Origin of the sequence: Lactiplantibacillus argentoratensis, from assembly GCF_037290055.1 — a bacterium.
Lineage (GTDB): Bacteria > Bacillota > Bacilli > Lactobacillales > Lactobacillaceae > Lactiplantibacillus > Lactiplantibacillus plantarum.
In genome coordinates this window covers 947,181-962,380 of the sequence record NZ_CP147647.1, presented here as the reverse complement: position 1 = coordinate 962,380, position 15,200 = coordinate 947,181, and the positions used below count along the sequence as shown (strand labels likewise).

Sequence of the window (15,200 nt, the reverse complement as noted above, 5' to 3'; positions counted from 1 at the left end):
GCACTCATTCGACGGTACCAGCTGACACTAAGCCCTTGCGCGTCTGCTTGGGCTTATCCAACATATAAGTTCTAATCAGCGTCACAATTTGCGCATTTTGAGGTAAATCGGAGTGCTGGGCATTCGTACCAGTAACCGTGATTTCCGTAAAATGCTTGACTTGCCCTTGATAGATATACTTGCCAGCCTCGACACTTCGCGCTGGAACCAGTCCGTCTGAATCATAGTTTTCGGTACCCGCGACGGAATACATCGTCGCTGACTTGGGCAATCGATCACGGTATTTAATAAAATCAGCTAACATTTGTGTCTTATGGTTCAAATTAGCTTCTGAGAAATTGTACGGTGAACCAATAGTCATGATTCGTTTGACCTTGATATCGTCACGATTAAAATAATGTTCAAAGTAATACGTATAGATCAAGCCACCATTCGAGTGACCAATTGCTTTGAAATTATTAAATTGATACTTGGCAGCCAGCTTCTTAAATGCCAGTGAGAACCACCGGGCCTGATGTTTGATGTTATCATAGCCGTCACGATTATTTTGAAAACCGACCACGATGATGGGCTCGTTATCGCGGGCACGCAACGAACCCGTCATCTTAATCTTATCGTCCGTCATCACAGTCAGCTTAATCAAACTATGTCGCCGATGATCAGCCTTATTAAGTTGTTTGACTAAGGTGTCAAACCGATTCTGAGTCGCACTACTGCCAGGAATCATAATGATTGGTGACATCTGTGAATCATGGCGTCCTGCCATCGCTGCCACGTTGGTTTTCGTCCACTGATATGACGGTTGAATCAAGAGTCCCAGGAATAGCAGCCCTAATATGAGCACTAACAGACTTCGCCGCCGTCGTTGCCAATTCGGTTGATTACGCATGCTTAGCACCTCCCGCCTGTGCCTGGGCCGCCTGCAGGATAGTTTCCGCCAGCCGCATGAACGGCAGATAAATCGCCACTGATAGCGCCAAGTCAACGATGCCTAGTAAGAGCGCCACCACGTTACCATTCGTGCCGATAAACGCGATCAACGGTCCCGGCGTACCCACGGGAACCGGATAAACCACGGGTGGAATCCAATGCAGCCCGATTGCCAGCGCCGCCAGTCCCATATTTACGACCGGTGCGAGCACAAATGGGATCAGATAGATCGGATTATACAGAACTGGTAACCCCGTCAGCAACGGTCCGTTACTATTAAAGAGCGCCGGTAACAAGCTCCAGCGCGCCACCACGTGATAGTTGTGATTATTACTACCGATATAGATGGCAATCACTAAGGCCAGTAACATCCCCGTTCCGCCAAACGTCCCAAATGCATGGTACAACGTATTGGCCGTATAGGGATACGGCACGTGATAGGCCGAGTGATGTGTGAGCGCATAGTTCAAGTTGGCAGTCATTGTCGCACTATTCGTCACCAAACGTTCTTGGTACGGGCCCACTAGGCCAAAAATCTCCAATATCAAGGTCAGCACGGCCATGCCAAAGGTCAGCCACAGACTGTGACTGGTCATCGCATACTTTTGAAAAGCCGACCAGCTTTCGGTGGAATACGTGATGATCATCAGCCAGTTCAAGGCCAGACTCACCGCCACGGCCAATATCAGTATCACAGCCATCGGTAGCAACGAGCTAAAAGTCCGTGTCAAAATATCGGCCGTATGTGGACTGCTTTGGGCTGGAACCGACTTACTGAACCATTTGAAACATAGCCCGGTCAGGCCGCCAACAATCAATGCACCCGTTAAGCCGTTCGTGCCAATCAATAACGTGTTGAAAATGCCGACTTGATTCTGATTGGTATACTGATATGCAACGATCAATAATGCAATCGCGGCAGTTAATCCCGCCAATTGGTCATCACGCTGATTGAGTTTGGCATGGTACTTCGCCGCACCAAACGCCGCTACTACGGCCACACCGTTAAGCGTCAAGGTTGTCAAACTATCAAACGGGTAGTGTAAGTAACGATAGTACGGCACCCACTTTGACAAGTGAAAGATACTTGCGATAAATCCCGTCTTCGTCAATACGGTCAACTGAATGATCTGACTAAACGTTCCAATCAAAATGAACGGAAAAGTCAGCATCAACGTTCGCTGAATGATCCGATAGAAATTCGTTTGTCGAAACCACAATAAGCGTGGCACTAACCGTTGAATTAAACCTTGTTCATCAAGCCACACGATACCGCCCCCATTCCGGTAATCTACTGAATCTCATTATAAGCCGTTTTGCACGCGACTGCCTATTAAAATCTGTTATAAATTTACGTGCGATTCTGATATCAATCATGCTTATATCGAATCATTAATTCAATTGGGTTGCTCAACAACGGCATAACTTATGTTGAGGTGGACGATTGACAACTTGACCTGACCAGTCATCGCACAAAAAAGTCGATCAAAACACAATTCAGTGTTGATCGACAATCAAAATTATCGTTTGTTCATTATGACACTAGGCCAGCCACACTGCGTCCAGCGTCGTACTTTTACACAACCCCGTACTAACTGAGATGAATATTACCAGAACGTGCCCGACCGTGAATCAGATACGTCCCGGTCGCGCCGACTTGCCCCGTCTGATAGCCATCCGCTTGTCGGTCGACCCGCGCATTGCGGGGCGCAACTACCCGGCCACTTTGAGATTCCAGTTCATAGCGATAGCTGGCACTGACAGGCATCACGACCTTAATAGCGCCACTGTTGGCAATTAGGTCAGTGTCCCCAGTGACGGCCGCAAATGCCAACTTGATACTACCGGACTTAGCGGCCCAACGACCACCACCACGCAACTGTTGTCCAGTGATACTACCACTGGCAGCGCTAGCGACATACGACGCCGCCGTGACTGCCGTCAGTCGAACCCGACCACTCTTGACCATCAATCCCAGTTGTTCAGCAATCTGAACGTGGTCAATGGTCATGGTACCAGACGTTAGGTCACTCGTCATTGACGTCACACTCAGGCCAGCCACGCGCACACTCCCACTGGTGACGTTTAACGCAACGGTCGCTAACCGTTGTAAACCGCCCACCAAAATGTTGCCGGCACGACTTGCTAAACTTAAATCACCTGTGAATTGTGCGGGCACTAAAATCTGCACGTGTACGCGTAGTGGAATCAAGAACGGTACTTTTCCTTGAACAATTTGTAAGTTACCCCCGTGCCGGCTGACCTGTGCTTGATAAGCCGGATTGTTATAATTCCCGAATTGTCAAATTAAGTTAGAAATTTTTTAACTGTTCATCTGTAATCTGACTGATGAATGCTTCCAGAGGTGTCTGGTAACCCAAACTTTTTCGTGGGATGTGGTTTCGTCGACTGGCAACTGCTTGAACAAATCTATCTGATAGCTGGTCCATAATAAGATTGTGACGTAAACCATCTTTACGCAGCAGACCATTGGTGTTCTCATTTAAACCACGTTGATTGGGTGCTCCGACAGCGGCAAAGTAAATATTTAAATCAAATTGGTTAGCAATGGTTCGCCAACCGGCGAACTCCTTACCATTGTCAAACGTAATTGACTTAAATAGGTGTCGTGGCAGCTTCGAAAGCCATCCTGCTAAACTACGATTGACATCGTGTGCCGACTTGGTATGCGAATTCAGCACAATTGCGACCTTAGTTTGTCGTTCAACCAGCGTGGTTACCGCACCCTGATGGTTTTTACCTTGAACCGTGTCACCTTCTAAATGGCCGAATTCTTGATTAAAATTAGGATAGTCCTGATAACGATTCTTTAAATCCCTGCCCAATTGACCCGCTTTCCCACGGCGTTCAATGTAACCATTAGGGTGCCGTTTGCCGTGCATCGGTAAATCTTTGGTCGACAACCCCAAAACACCGCGTTTGAAAAGGCGGTAAAGGGTTCGAACCCCACAGCTGAAAGCCCGTTCTTGGCGATTAATAATGGTATCTGGTTGCCAACCAGCTTGAGTTTTGGCTTGAATATAGGCCAGTTCATCAGGGCGTAGTTGAATTGGTTTACGCCCACAATGTTGTTTATGCTTTCGATAGTGGCATTGGTAATCAATAATCGTACCGCCAGCGTCAAGAAACCGATAAATACGATACACAGTTTCAGCACTCCGATGGAGCGCTGGGGCCACTAGATAAGCCTTTTTACCGAGTTTCCAAAAAGAATAAATTGTGGCAAGTTCGTCTATGGTAAGATGAGTATAGGTCATTTGTGATCAGCCTTTCTTTTGATTTTGACACTCAAAAGTCTATCACAAATGGCTTTTTAAATTTCTAACTTAATTTTACAAACCGGGATTCATAAATTCCCGTACGATCAGCTCATCCGTTGTCTCCTGCGTTGGCAAGACCTTGATCATCGCCGTTTGATACCTAATGGTCAGACTGATCAAATCCGCAACTGCCAGGCGCCGTTCGTTAACTAAGGGTAGGCGTTCCCGGTATTCACCGGCAAGATCAAACGCCTGCAAACCTGCTGAGGATTCCTGTTCAGTCGTATCTTCCTGTTCATTGATCCCATTCGCATCCACCGTCCAACGGCCCACTTTCAACCCATTGGCATCCGCTTTAATGGTCCCGTTGTTAATCGAGATCCCGTCAGCATCAATCTTTAACATCTTGCCACTATCGATTGCGATGCCATCTTCATCCACCGTTATCTGGTGGCGGTGGACCTTTTCAGTCGCGCCATTCTCAGCATTGACTTGCTTAATCAGTTCATTAATATCGCTGAAATCGCTGAAGGCTTCCGCCACGGCCGCTTCTGGATCCAGCCCACTACGCTCCTTATCGTTGGCGGCTTCATTCAAGTCAGTGGCAAGTTCCATCTTGAGCTCCGTCAAAGCCGGCGTTACTGGTTGCTGCTTAAAGTAAGTATTCAGACGCATCGCCACGAGTTGTTCAATCTTTGCTGACATTATCATCAATCCTCCCTAAGACCAAATCGTCAATCACTTGTTTGGCAAAATTCCACTCTTCAACGCTACGTTGTAAGGTGGTACGCCCCTGCACCGTAATTTGATAATACTTGCGCCGGCCTCCCTGAGTCTCATTGCCCCAATAACTACCGATATCACCATTCTTTTCTAACCGCCGAAATACCGTGTACAAGGTCGCTTCGTTAATGACATACGCCGCGTGACTCAACTGCTTGATGGTCTTAGCAATGGCGTAACCATAGCTGTCACCCTGATTCAAGATATTGAGCACGATGGTTGCTGTATGACCGCGAATCGTATCCTTCGAAATTTCTGGTTTCAACCCGATCGCCTCTTTCTAACTACTTTGGCACACATAGTAATTTGATGACCATAATATACCACCGATTACTGTGCGTGTCAAAGTAATTTGTCTGCCAAATATCTTTTAAGCTGCGAGTGCCACTCATCAAAACGCAACCGAATACTGCCGCCCGCGTGACACACTGGCAGCACCTCATCAAAGAGCGTGACGATTTTTGCGCATACCAAAAGGGCCCCGTCGCAATTGCAACGGAACCCCATGACTTGAATGTTTATCGCCAATTGATCTTGCTGAGCACGCGTTTTCCTAATCCATTTTGCAAAATAATAAATACCGGATACGCGCTGAGCATCAGCGGCAAGTAAATCACTGCTAGCGGCCAATCTAATAGATTAACTAGCGAGAAGATCCGGCCACCGAATAGAAAGACTAGCACGAACAGTGTCGCCATCAACACGACCAGGCCGATTTTAAACCGGTTCAATGGCCGCGCAGCAATCAGTAACGCGTTTAAACTGAAAATCCCGGTCATCAACACACTCAACGTTGCGGTCGTTTCAAAATTCAACTGAAACTTATTTCCTAGCACCATAATGACCATGATATAGCCAACCACGCAGATTGCCGCGGGAACGGCAATCTCCATCACCTGCTTCATAAAGCGCCCGGTGATTCGCGTATAATCGGGTTGTAGCGCCAAGAAAAAGGTTGGTATACCGACCATCAACGATGAAATCGGCGTTAATTGAATTGGTTCAAACGGGTAGCTGTGACTCATGAAGATAAAAATCAGCGTCAACGCGACCGAATACATCGTTTTGATCAAGTAGAGTGCGGCGACCCGTTCGATGTTGTTGATAACACGCCGGCCCTCGTTAAGCACTTGCACCATTGCATCAAAATTCGAATCGATCAAGACAAAGTCAGCCAAACTCTTCGTGGCTTCACTTCCACTCGCCATCGCAATACTACAATCCGCCTGTTTCAGCGCCAACAAATCATTAACACCGTCACCGGTCATCGCCACGGTATGGCCAGCGCGCTGATAGGCTTTGATCAGTTGCTCCTTTTGTTGGGGCGTCACCCGACCGAACACCGTATATGCCGCCACTAGCTGATCATAATCCGGTGTAGCACCCACTTGGCTCATATCGACCAGCCGATCAGCGTCCTTGATTTCAGCCCGTTGTGCGATACTGGCAACCGTCACCGGATTGTCACCGGAAATCACTTTAAGTGCAACGTCTTGATTCGCGAAGAATCCAAACGTCGCCTTGGCGTGTGGCCGCAACTCATCCGTGATCAGAATTAATCCCAAAGTCATCGGTCGAGTCGGTTTGGGCGTCGTTAAGGCGGCCACTTCGGCTAACACTAATACCCGATAACCTTGTTGCGCGAGCGTTTTGATGCGAGACTGTAACTCGCCGGGTACCGTGGTAAAAATAAATTCCGGTGCGCCCATAACGTAAGCGTGACCATCAAACGCAGCCCCACTCCACTTACGACTTGAAGAAAAGGGAAGAACTTCTGTCGCTTGCACTGGTGGCTGACCAAAAGCAGTCTTGATGGCCCGGGCCGTTTCATTATCATCATCAATGGCAGTGACTAACGCAGCTAACCGGTGCTCCACAGCTGTTAAATCATGCTGGTTCCACGGCTCAACGCGTTCAAAAACTAACTTGCCACTAGTAATCGTTCCAGTCTTGTCGAGGCACAACGTATCGACCCGGGCCAGTGCTTCAATGGCGGGTAACTCCCGCACCAATACCTGGTGCCGGCCTAAAGTGAACGCCCCAGCAGCTAAAGCGACTGACGTTAACAGCACCAGTCCTTCCGGAATCATCCCGACCATCGCGGCCACCGTCCCGAGGATTGCCCGGTTCTGACTTTCACCCCGCATCATAGTGGAAATGAACAGTCCAGCACCTAGTGGAATAATCGTAAAAGTCAAAATTTTGATAATTCGGTTGATAATCGTTAACAGTTGACTTGGTGTCCGCCGTTTTTGCTTAGCTGCTCGCGCCATCTGCTTGATAAAACTGCCGTGACCAACCTGCGTTGCCTGCACGATTCCGTGACCACCAAGGATGACACTCCCAGAAACCAGCTCATCACCTGGCCCCTTAATAACCGGATCAGCCTCACCGGTAATCTGCGACTCATCGACCTCTAATCCAGCGGTCGCCCGTACGAGCCCGTCCACAGGAATCTGCTCGCCACGGGTCACTAATAGTAAATCATCCTGAACGATTTCGTCCTGACCAATCGCCACCGTTTGACCGTCACGGCGGACTTGAACCTTAGTGGCCGATAATAATGCCAGCTTATCGACCTGGCGCTTGGCACGAATCTCCTGAAAAATACCGATAGCCGTGTTGACGATGACCACGAATAAGAACAGCATGTTCTTATAACTTCCCGTCAAAAAGACTAATCCGGCTAACAAAACATTGATACAGTTAAAAAGTGTTAGCAAATTATCACGAAAAATCTGTTTAACAGACCGCGTTAAGGGCGGTAACGGCTCATTCTTTAGACCCGCTGTCAGGCGCTGGTCAACTTGCTTAGTCGTTAACCCGTGTTCAATTGCTGATAAATAACGTTCTGACATAGTGGCCCCCCTTAAAATTAACTTTAACCTTATTGTAAACGATTTTTTAAGTCTGAGGCCAAAATAACGCCCTATTTTAACGTTTACCATGCAGAATTAAGATTTTCATTATGATTGCGCATAAAATTCACTTCAATAAACCATCATTAATTTTAATTTCAACACTAACAAAAATCATTGCGTTACCCATCATTTTCCGCTTACCATTGCCAAATTGAACGGATAAAAAAACGGCTATCTACTAAGATAGTCGCACTTAATCTTAAATTAATTTTTCGGTTTATCAGCGGGTAAATGTGTCTGATCAATCGCTAACTGCATGACCTTCGTGAACCGATCATCAAGTTCAGTCCCTTGCATCTTAAAGAAGCCACCAATCTCTTGGATAATGAATCCGAACAATGTGGAACGATACAAGGTATTTTCCACCCGTGCCGAATCATCTAATTGTAATGGTTTAAACATATCCTGGTATAACTGCACAATCGCTTTACGAGACCGTGGGATTCTTAGGTTATCATTTAAGTCAAGTAATAACGGTGCCAACCCCCGATGCTGGTTGCAGGCCGCCCGGAATTCTTGAGCAAATGCCATCAAAGCCTCATCACCGTCAACGTCTGAGATTGTTTCAGTTAAACGATCCGCAACATTTTGAACAAATTGGAGGCCAACCTGATCTAATAAATCACTCAAGCTATCAACATAATTATAAATTGATTGCGGCCGCACATCCAAAACTAACGCTAAATCCCGAATTGTTAATCCGTTAATTCCTTTGCTTTCAATTAACTGATTAGCTGTTGCTAATACTTTTGCCTGTGTCAGTGTTCTTCTCTTTACCATCATGCTCCCCCATTTATCGGTTTATTTCGTTTATCATTATAACCCAAACTGGTCAAAAACCGAGATGAAATGCATACTTTTATTGAAATTAATACAATTGATGGGTTTTGTGGGTATTTTTTGACCAATAAATACAATTGTTTAATTTAATACGCTAAATTTGACTCAATCAACTCCAATGAATTATTTTACACCAATTACAGCGCATTATTTATTAAATTATTTAAAATAACAATTATAATTATCAATCAACTGTTTTATTAGTCGATTCTAAATGATTTACCTATTAAAATCAGATGAATTCAAATCAATATCAGTGCTTAAAAACGGTTATTTTGTGCTTCTAATTCAAAATTAGTCCTCAAGCTAATTAAAAAAGTGTGTTGATTACCCGACAAATAATCAGGCAACCAACACATTTTTTATAATTTCATTAATAATCCAGTTTTAAAACGCTTATTGTTCGCGTTCCAACACCGTTACCGATTCAATATGCGGTGTTTGTGGGAATTGGTCCACTGGTTGGACCGGGGCACTAATGTGGTACCCATATTCCGCAAATCGCTGAACGTCACGAACTAAGGTCGATGGGTTACAACTAATGTAAACCACCCGTTTAGGCGCCATTTCACCGGCACTCTTGATGAAGTCGGCGTCTAGACCCTTACGTGGTGGATCAACGACGATCACGTCTGGTTTTACGCCATCGGCTTGCCACTTAGCCATGGCTTTTTCCGCACTATCCAGAACAAAGGTCGCGTTAGTAATCCCATTCTTGTCCGCATTTTGCCGCGCGTTATCGATAGCTGCTGGTACGATTTCAACTCCGTACACTTGCTTGGCATGTTGGGCCATCGTTAACGAAATCGTTCCGATACCGGAATAGGCATCAATCACCGTTTCGTTCCCTGTCAAGCCAGCCTGATCAATGGCTAACTGATAAAGTTTTTCCGTCTGTTGCGGATTGACTTGGTAGAAGGATTGAGCGGAAATAGCGAAGGTCAAACCGAGTAACTGGTCATCGATCGTTGCCTTACCAGCTAACACGTTGTTAACTGGGCCTAGGATTACGTTAGTCTTCTTAGAATTAACATTTTGAATCACACTGACGACTTCTGGTAACGCTGCTTGAATCTCTTGTGTGACCACGTCAGCCATTGGCAAGTGCTTCGTCCGCGTCACGATGACGACCATCATCTCATGGCTGTAATACCCACGCCGTACCATGATTGTCCGAATCGTCCCGCTATGATGAAATTCATCATAAGCCGCCTCGTGATATTTCCGCAAAATATCACGAACCACTACGATTGCCTTATCGATTGCGGGATCTTGAATATAATAATCTTCAATCGGCATCAATTGATGACTATTCTTCTTGTAAAAACCAGTCGTGAGTTGTCCTTGGACTTGTCGTACAGGCACTTGGGCCTTGTTCCGATACTGCGTCGGGTTGGCCATGCCAATCGTTGGTAAGACTTCAACATCATCCATGTGGACCTTTGCGAATAATTCAGCCACCTGGTGCTGTTTAAACTTCAATTGTTCACTGTATTCCAAGTGTTGTAGTGGTGCAATCCCGGTTTGACGATAAACGCGCCCTTTAGGATTAACCCGGTGAGGACTTACTTGGTTAATCTTTTCCACATCACCAAACGCAAAGTTCTTCGTCGTCTTCGTGACCTTGACCGTAATTTTTTCTTCTGGCAATGCATTTTCGATAAAGATTGGGTAATTATCGACTTTAGCAACACCCATACCCTGATAGGTTAAATCCATGATAGTGACGTCTAAAACTTCACCCTTGTGCACTGGTAAATTAACTTTCATTTGTTTCCTCTTGCTTTCTTTGTTAGTGACTTATTATTTTTTAGTTACTGCCTGGTAGCCACTGCTCCGGGCAGCGAGTGATATGGTTATTAATACTGCCACACTTGGCAGTGTCGTTAACATTTACTGATTAAACATGCTATTCAAATTGCTTACTGTGAGTGTCAAAACGCGCGAATTTGAGCTGTCTCATGCTTTGCACCACTGACAAATCATTGCTAAACCGACAAACGATTAAATCGTTAGGCAATGCTCAATCAGGTCCCTGTGACGGTAACACTTTTAAAAAAATTACCGTCCACCATTGTATCGGTAAACGGTAATTTAAGCAAGTTATTCTGTTTTTTCGTCGTCCTCAGTTGCAGCTGGCAACTGGTCAACAGCGGAGACAAAGTGGCGTTCTGCGTCTTCCAACTCTGGGTCGGTATCCGTGATGGCCTCATCAGGAATCCGATCCGTATCAGCAAACATTTCGATATGCTGCTTCAAATTACGGAACGTCATTGGTGCATCACCACCGTACTCCCCGTCGAGGTTGATCATTAGTCGATCCTTATCAGCTGGTTTAGCAACGACTTTGCTCGTCTTCACATAAATGATACTTGGATCATTGATATGCTTGCCACCATTGAGCACTAACGTCATCAGGTGTAGCATCTTGGCCAGATTGCTCGTCTTCACAATAATCATGGTAAATTTGCCATCATCTAAAGACGCATCCGGCACTAACTGCTCAAAGCCACCCACTGAATTCGTCAGCGCTAAGAAGAACATTGACGCTTTACCCTGATAATGACCACCATCGTATTTTAAATCCATCTCAATTGGTTTTACTCGGGGTAATAACTCCGCGCCCTTGGCTAAGTAAGCCGCGTAACCAAAAATCGACTTCAATTGTGACGGCACGTCATAGGTCAGCTCCGTTAACATGCCCCCAGCCGCAATGTTAATGAAATACTGTTCACCAGCCTGACCGATATCCATCTTGACCGTCTGGTTCTTGAGGACTACCTTAGCCGCCGCAACCGGATCATTGCGTGGAATCCGCAGTGCCCGGGCATAATCGTTGGTCGTACCCGCCGGAATAATTGCCATCTTAGGTCGCCGCTTTAACCCGGCTAACCCATTTACTACTTGATTGATGGTCCCATCACCACCAGCTGCTACAATCAGTTCAAACCCGTCCTTGGCACAACGCCGCGCTTCATCGGCCGCCGAATTAGGGGCGGGCGTCGTTGCGAACGCGCTGGTCTCATAACCAGCTTGTTCAAAGATACCAAGAATTTCAACTAAATCGTGGGCCAACGCCTCACGTCCAGAAGTCGGGTTATAAATAAGTCGTGCCCGTTTACGCATGTTTCCTATTCCTCCGCTCACACGGTCAAGCGTTCAGCGTCTCATCTTTACCCCAACGCTGGACATGCATCAATCGAGGCTCAACACCTTATCGACTAACGCTGTTACCGTGCTTTTAATGATGTCATTAATAATTGGTTGACGACTTTCGGGTTAGCTTGGCCACGTGTCTTCTTCATGATTTGACCTACAAGGAAGCCAACGGCCCGGTCTTTCCCGTTCTTAAAGTCGTCAATTGATTGTTGATTATTATCCAATACGTCGTCAACGATTGGTTGTAACTTTGCCGGATCAGACAATTGAACTAAGCCTTTGTCGTTGACCCATTTGACTGGTTCTGAACCCGCCATAATAGCCTTAAAGACCTTCTTGGCAATCTTACTTGAGATGGTTTCATCCGAAATCATCTTGATCATGCCAGCCAAGTTAGTTGGCGTTAAGTCGGTCGCTAGCAAATCAACCTTATGCTCGTTCAAGTACGCGTTAACGTCCCCTTGCAAGTAGTTGGACGCTAATTTAGGATCCGCACCTTCCGCAACCGTTGCATCAAAGAAGTCTGACATTTCCTTAGTTTGGGTCAAGACGCCCGCATCATAAGCCGTCAAGCCAAATTCATTGATGTAACGTTCACGCCGCGAACCAGGCATTTCTGGAATGGTCTTCTTAACGGTCGCAATCCAGTCATCATCGATATCGACAGCTGGAATATCAGGTTCTGGGAAGTAACGGTAATCATCGCTACCTTCCTTGACCCGCATCAAGATCGTTTGCCCGGTCGTTTCATCAAACCGCCGCGTTTCTTGTTGGATCTTGCCACCAGCCATGAGAACTTGTTGCTGACGTTGTTCTTCATATTCTAGTGACTTGCGCACGTAGTTGAAGGAGTTCAAGTTCTTCATTTCGGTCTTCACACCATACTTATCGGAACCAGCTGGCCGAATCGAAATGTTGACGTCGACCCGCATTGAACCTTCTTCCATCTTAACGTCTGAAACGCCGGTAAATTGAATCCGTTGCCGCAACGCTTCACAGTAAGCATAAGCTTCTTCTGGTGAAGCGATATCAGGCTTGGAAACAATTTCAATTAGCGGCGTCCCTTGCCGGTTCAAATCGACATAGGAATAGTCGTTCTCATGGGTGTTTTTCCCGGCATCTTCTTCGATATGCATCTCTTCGATACCGATTTTTTTCTTCTTGCCATCAACTTCGATTTCAATCCAACCATCATGTGCAATTGGCTTCTCATGTTGCGTAATTTGGTAGGCCTTCGGGTTATCCGGGTAAAAATAGTTCTTCCGGTCAAAGTACGTGTGATGTTCGATTTCAGCATGTAAAGCCGTTGCTGCTTTGATTCCAGCTTCGACCACGCCCTTGTTAGGCGTTGGTAATACTCCGGGGTACCCCCAGTCAATCACGTTCGTGTTGGCATTTGGTTCGGAACCAAATTGCACGGGTGAAGGACTAAAGATTTTTGAGTTCGTTTTTAATTCAACGTGGACTTCCAAACCAATCGTGGTTACAAAATTCATTAGTTAGCACCTCCGACTTTCGGGGTTTGCTTATAAACTTGCGTTGCTTGTTCAAAGGCGTAGCCGGCGCGATACATCGTGCTTTCATCAAACGCCTTACCAATTAATTGCAAGCCAACTGGTAACCCGTCTGCAAACCCAGCTGGTACTGACATTCCTGGTAATCCAGCCAAGTTGACTGGAATCGTCAAGACGTCGTTCATATACATCGTAATTGGGTCAGATAATTCGTCACCCAACTTGAAGGCTGGCGTTGGCGCAACTGGTCCCATAATTAAGTCGTAGTCTTCAAAAACCTTATTAAAGTCATTGATGATCATCGTCCGGACTTGACCAGCTTTGTGGAAGTACGCGTCGTAATAACCAGCTGACAAGGAGAAGGTCCCTAACATGATCCGGCGTTTAACTTCATCACCAAAACCTTCGGAACGACTACGGACATAGACATCTTCCAAGTTCTTGACATCGTCAGCCCGGAAGCCGTAACGAATCCCGTCAAACCGTTGTAAGTTTGAAGAAGCTTCTGAAGACGCAATGATGTAGTAAGCAGCCACACCGTAGCGGCTATTAGGCAAGGAAACTTCTTCGACCGTGGCACCCAAGTCTTCAAACTGCTTGACCGCTTGTTGAATGACTTCGCGCACCTTAGGATCGATCCCGTCACCCATATATTCTTTTGGTAACCCGATCTTCATACCCTTGATATCACCCGTCAAGCCGGCCGTAAAGTCAGGCACAGCTTGCTTAGATGACGTCGTATCATGTTCGTCGTTACCCGCAATCATATTCAATGCGGCCGCGTTATCCTTGACCGTCCGTGTCATCGGACCAATTTGATCCAATGAAGACCCAAAAGCAATTAATCCCCAGCGTGAGACCCGACCGTACGTAGGCTTCATGCCGACAATCCCGTTAAATGATGATGGTTGCCGAATCGAACCACCAGTATCGGAACCAAGTGCAACTGGCACTTGACCAGAAGCCACCGCGACAGCTGAACCACCCGAAGAACCACCGGGCACACGACTGATATCCCAAGGGTTGCGCGTGACATGGAACGCTGACGTTTCAGTCGAACCACCCATCGCAAATTCATCCATGTTGGTCTTACCAACGATCAACGCGTTGCTAGCCAGCAACTTGTCGACTACCGTGGCATTGTAGACTGGCACGAAGTTTTCCAACATCTTGGAAGCGGCCGTGGTCGTTAGCCCCTTCGTCACGATGTTATCCTTGACTGCCATTGGAATGCCGGCAAAGACGTTGTTCGCATCGATGCCGTTTTGATCCAAAGCGGCCGCCTGTTGTAAAGCTTGGTCTTCATTTAAATTCAAGAAAGCCCCGAGTTGAGGGTCAACCTGATTCATATTAGCAAAAGTGGCCTTCGCTAGTTCCGTGGCACTGATCTTCTTGGCTACTAAGTCAGCGTGTAAACTAGTTAGATCTTGGTCGAAATAAGTCATTATTCACCGTCCCCACTTTCATCAATAATTGCTGGCACTTTGATCAAGCCGTTAGCCGTTTCCGGCGCATTCTTCAATAATGCTTCCCGGAGTGCTTCGTCACTCTTAACTGCCACGTCTTCGCGTAACGTATTGGTATGGTCACTCATCCGAGACGTTACGGGTACGCCCGTCGTATCAACCGTGCTTAATTCTTCGAACATGCCGATAATTTTTTCCAGTTGCGGTGTAAACATCGCTAATTGGTCTGGCGTAAATTCCAATTTGGCTAAGCTCGCCACGTGTTGCACTTGTTCGGCATTAATTCGTTCTTCAGCCATCAGATTT

The 15,200-nt window shown here is 46.4% G+C and carries 13 protein-coding genes; all 13 read right to left on the bottom strand.

The annotated features are described in order from the left end of the window. Positions 1-4: 4 nt before the first annotated feature. On the bottom strand, positions 5-889 hold the full coding sequence (locus V7R88_RS04450; protein ID WP_054396227.1) for an alpha/beta hydrolase: 885 nt from the start codon (positions 887-889) through the stop codon (positions 5-7). Beyond that, positions 882-2,198: a PTS transporter subunit EIIC gene (locus V7R88_RS04445; protein WP_054396230.1), complete on the bottom strand. Its 1,317-nt coding sequence runs from the start codon at positions 2,196-2,198 to the stop codon at positions 882-884. The genes V7R88_RS04450 and V7R88_RS04445 overlap by 8 nt, the downstream gene beginning before the upstream one ends. Positions 2,199-2,521: 323 nt before the next feature. Next, positions 2,522-3,142: a DUF4097 family beta strand repeat-containing protein gene (locus V7R88_RS04440; protein WP_338816495.1), complete on the bottom strand. Its 621-nt coding sequence runs from the start codon at positions 3,140-3,142 to the stop codon at positions 2,522-2,524. 100 nt (positions 3,143-3,242) lie between these two features. Continuing rightward, positions 3,243-4,208 carry an IS30 family transposase gene (locus tag V7R88_RS04435; RefSeq protein WP_033609918.1) on the bottom strand — a complete coding sequence of 322 codons (966 nt, stop codon included), beginning with the start codon at positions 4,206-4,208 and terminating at the stop codon, positions 3,243-3,245. A 75-nt stretch (positions 4,209-4,283) separates the two neighbouring features. Beyond that, complete coding sequence (locus V7R88_RS04430) at positions 4,284-4,916, bottom strand: permease prefix domain 1-containing protein (RefSeq protein ID WP_338816493.1); 633 nt, start codon at positions 4,914-4,916, stop codon at positions 4,284-4,286. Next, positions 4,900-5,259: a PadR family transcriptional regulator gene (locus tag V7R88_RS04425; protein ID WP_060599219.1), complete on the bottom strand. Its 360-nt coding sequence runs from the start codon at positions 5,257-5,259 to the stop codon at positions 4,900-4,902. Before V7R88_RS04425 ends, V7R88_RS04430 begins: the two co-directional genes overlap by 17 nt. Before the next feature lie 253 nt (positions 5,260-5,512). Continuing rightward, positions 5,513-7,852, bottom strand: coding sequence for a cation-translocating P-type ATPase (locus V7R88_RS04420; RefSeq protein WP_152707162.1), 2,340 nt, complete (start codon positions 7,850-7,852; stop codon positions 5,513-5,515). 267 nt (positions 7,853-8,119) lie between these two features. Continuing rightward, on the bottom strand, positions 8,120-8,698 hold the full coding sequence (locus V7R88_RS04415) for a TetR/AcrR family transcriptional regulator (RefSeq protein ID WP_162490195.1): 579 nt from the start codon (positions 8,696-8,698) through the stop codon (positions 8,120-8,122). A gap of 453 nt (positions 8,699-9,151) precedes the next feature. After that, positions 9,152-10,525 (bottom strand): 23S rRNA (uracil(1939)-C(5))-methyltransferase RlmD, encoded by a 1,374-nt coding sequence (gene rlmD / locus V7R88_RS04410; RefSeq protein ID WP_011101269.1) that lies wholly within the window; start codon positions 10,523-10,525, stop codon positions 9,152-9,154. A 333-nt stretch (positions 10,526-10,858) separates the two neighbouring features. Then, positions 10,859-11,881, bottom strand: a complete 1,023-nt coding sequence (locus tag V7R88_RS04405; protein ID WP_054396241.1) for a diacylglycerol kinase — start codon at positions 11,879-11,881, stop codon at positions 10,859-10,861. 104 nt (positions 11,882-11,985) lie between these two features. After that, a complete protein-coding gene (gene gatB / locus V7R88_RS04400) occupies positions 11,986-13,410 on the bottom strand; it encodes an Asp-tRNA(Asn)/Glu-tRNA(Gln) amidotransferase subunit GatB (RefSeq protein ID WP_054396243.1) in 1,425 nt (474 codons plus the stop codon). Beyond that, positions 13,410-14,873 carry an Asp-tRNA(Asn)/Glu-tRNA(Gln) amidotransferase subunit GatA gene (gene gatA, locus V7R88_RS04395; RefSeq protein ID WP_057717915.1) on the bottom strand — a complete coding sequence of 488 codons (1,464 nt, stop codon included), beginning with the start codon at positions 14,871-14,873 and terminating at the stop codon, positions 13,410-13,412. The genes gatB and gatA overlap by 1 nt, the downstream gene beginning before the upstream one ends. Further along, entirely contained in the window at positions 14,873-15,193 is a 321-nt protein-coding gene (gene gatC / locus V7R88_RS04390) for an Asp-tRNA(Asn)/Glu-tRNA(Gln) amidotransferase subunit GatC (RefSeq protein WP_003641341.1), read from the bottom strand. The genes gatA and gatC overlap by 1 nt, the downstream gene beginning before the upstream one ends. Positions 15,194-15,200 lie beyond the last annotated feature (7 nt).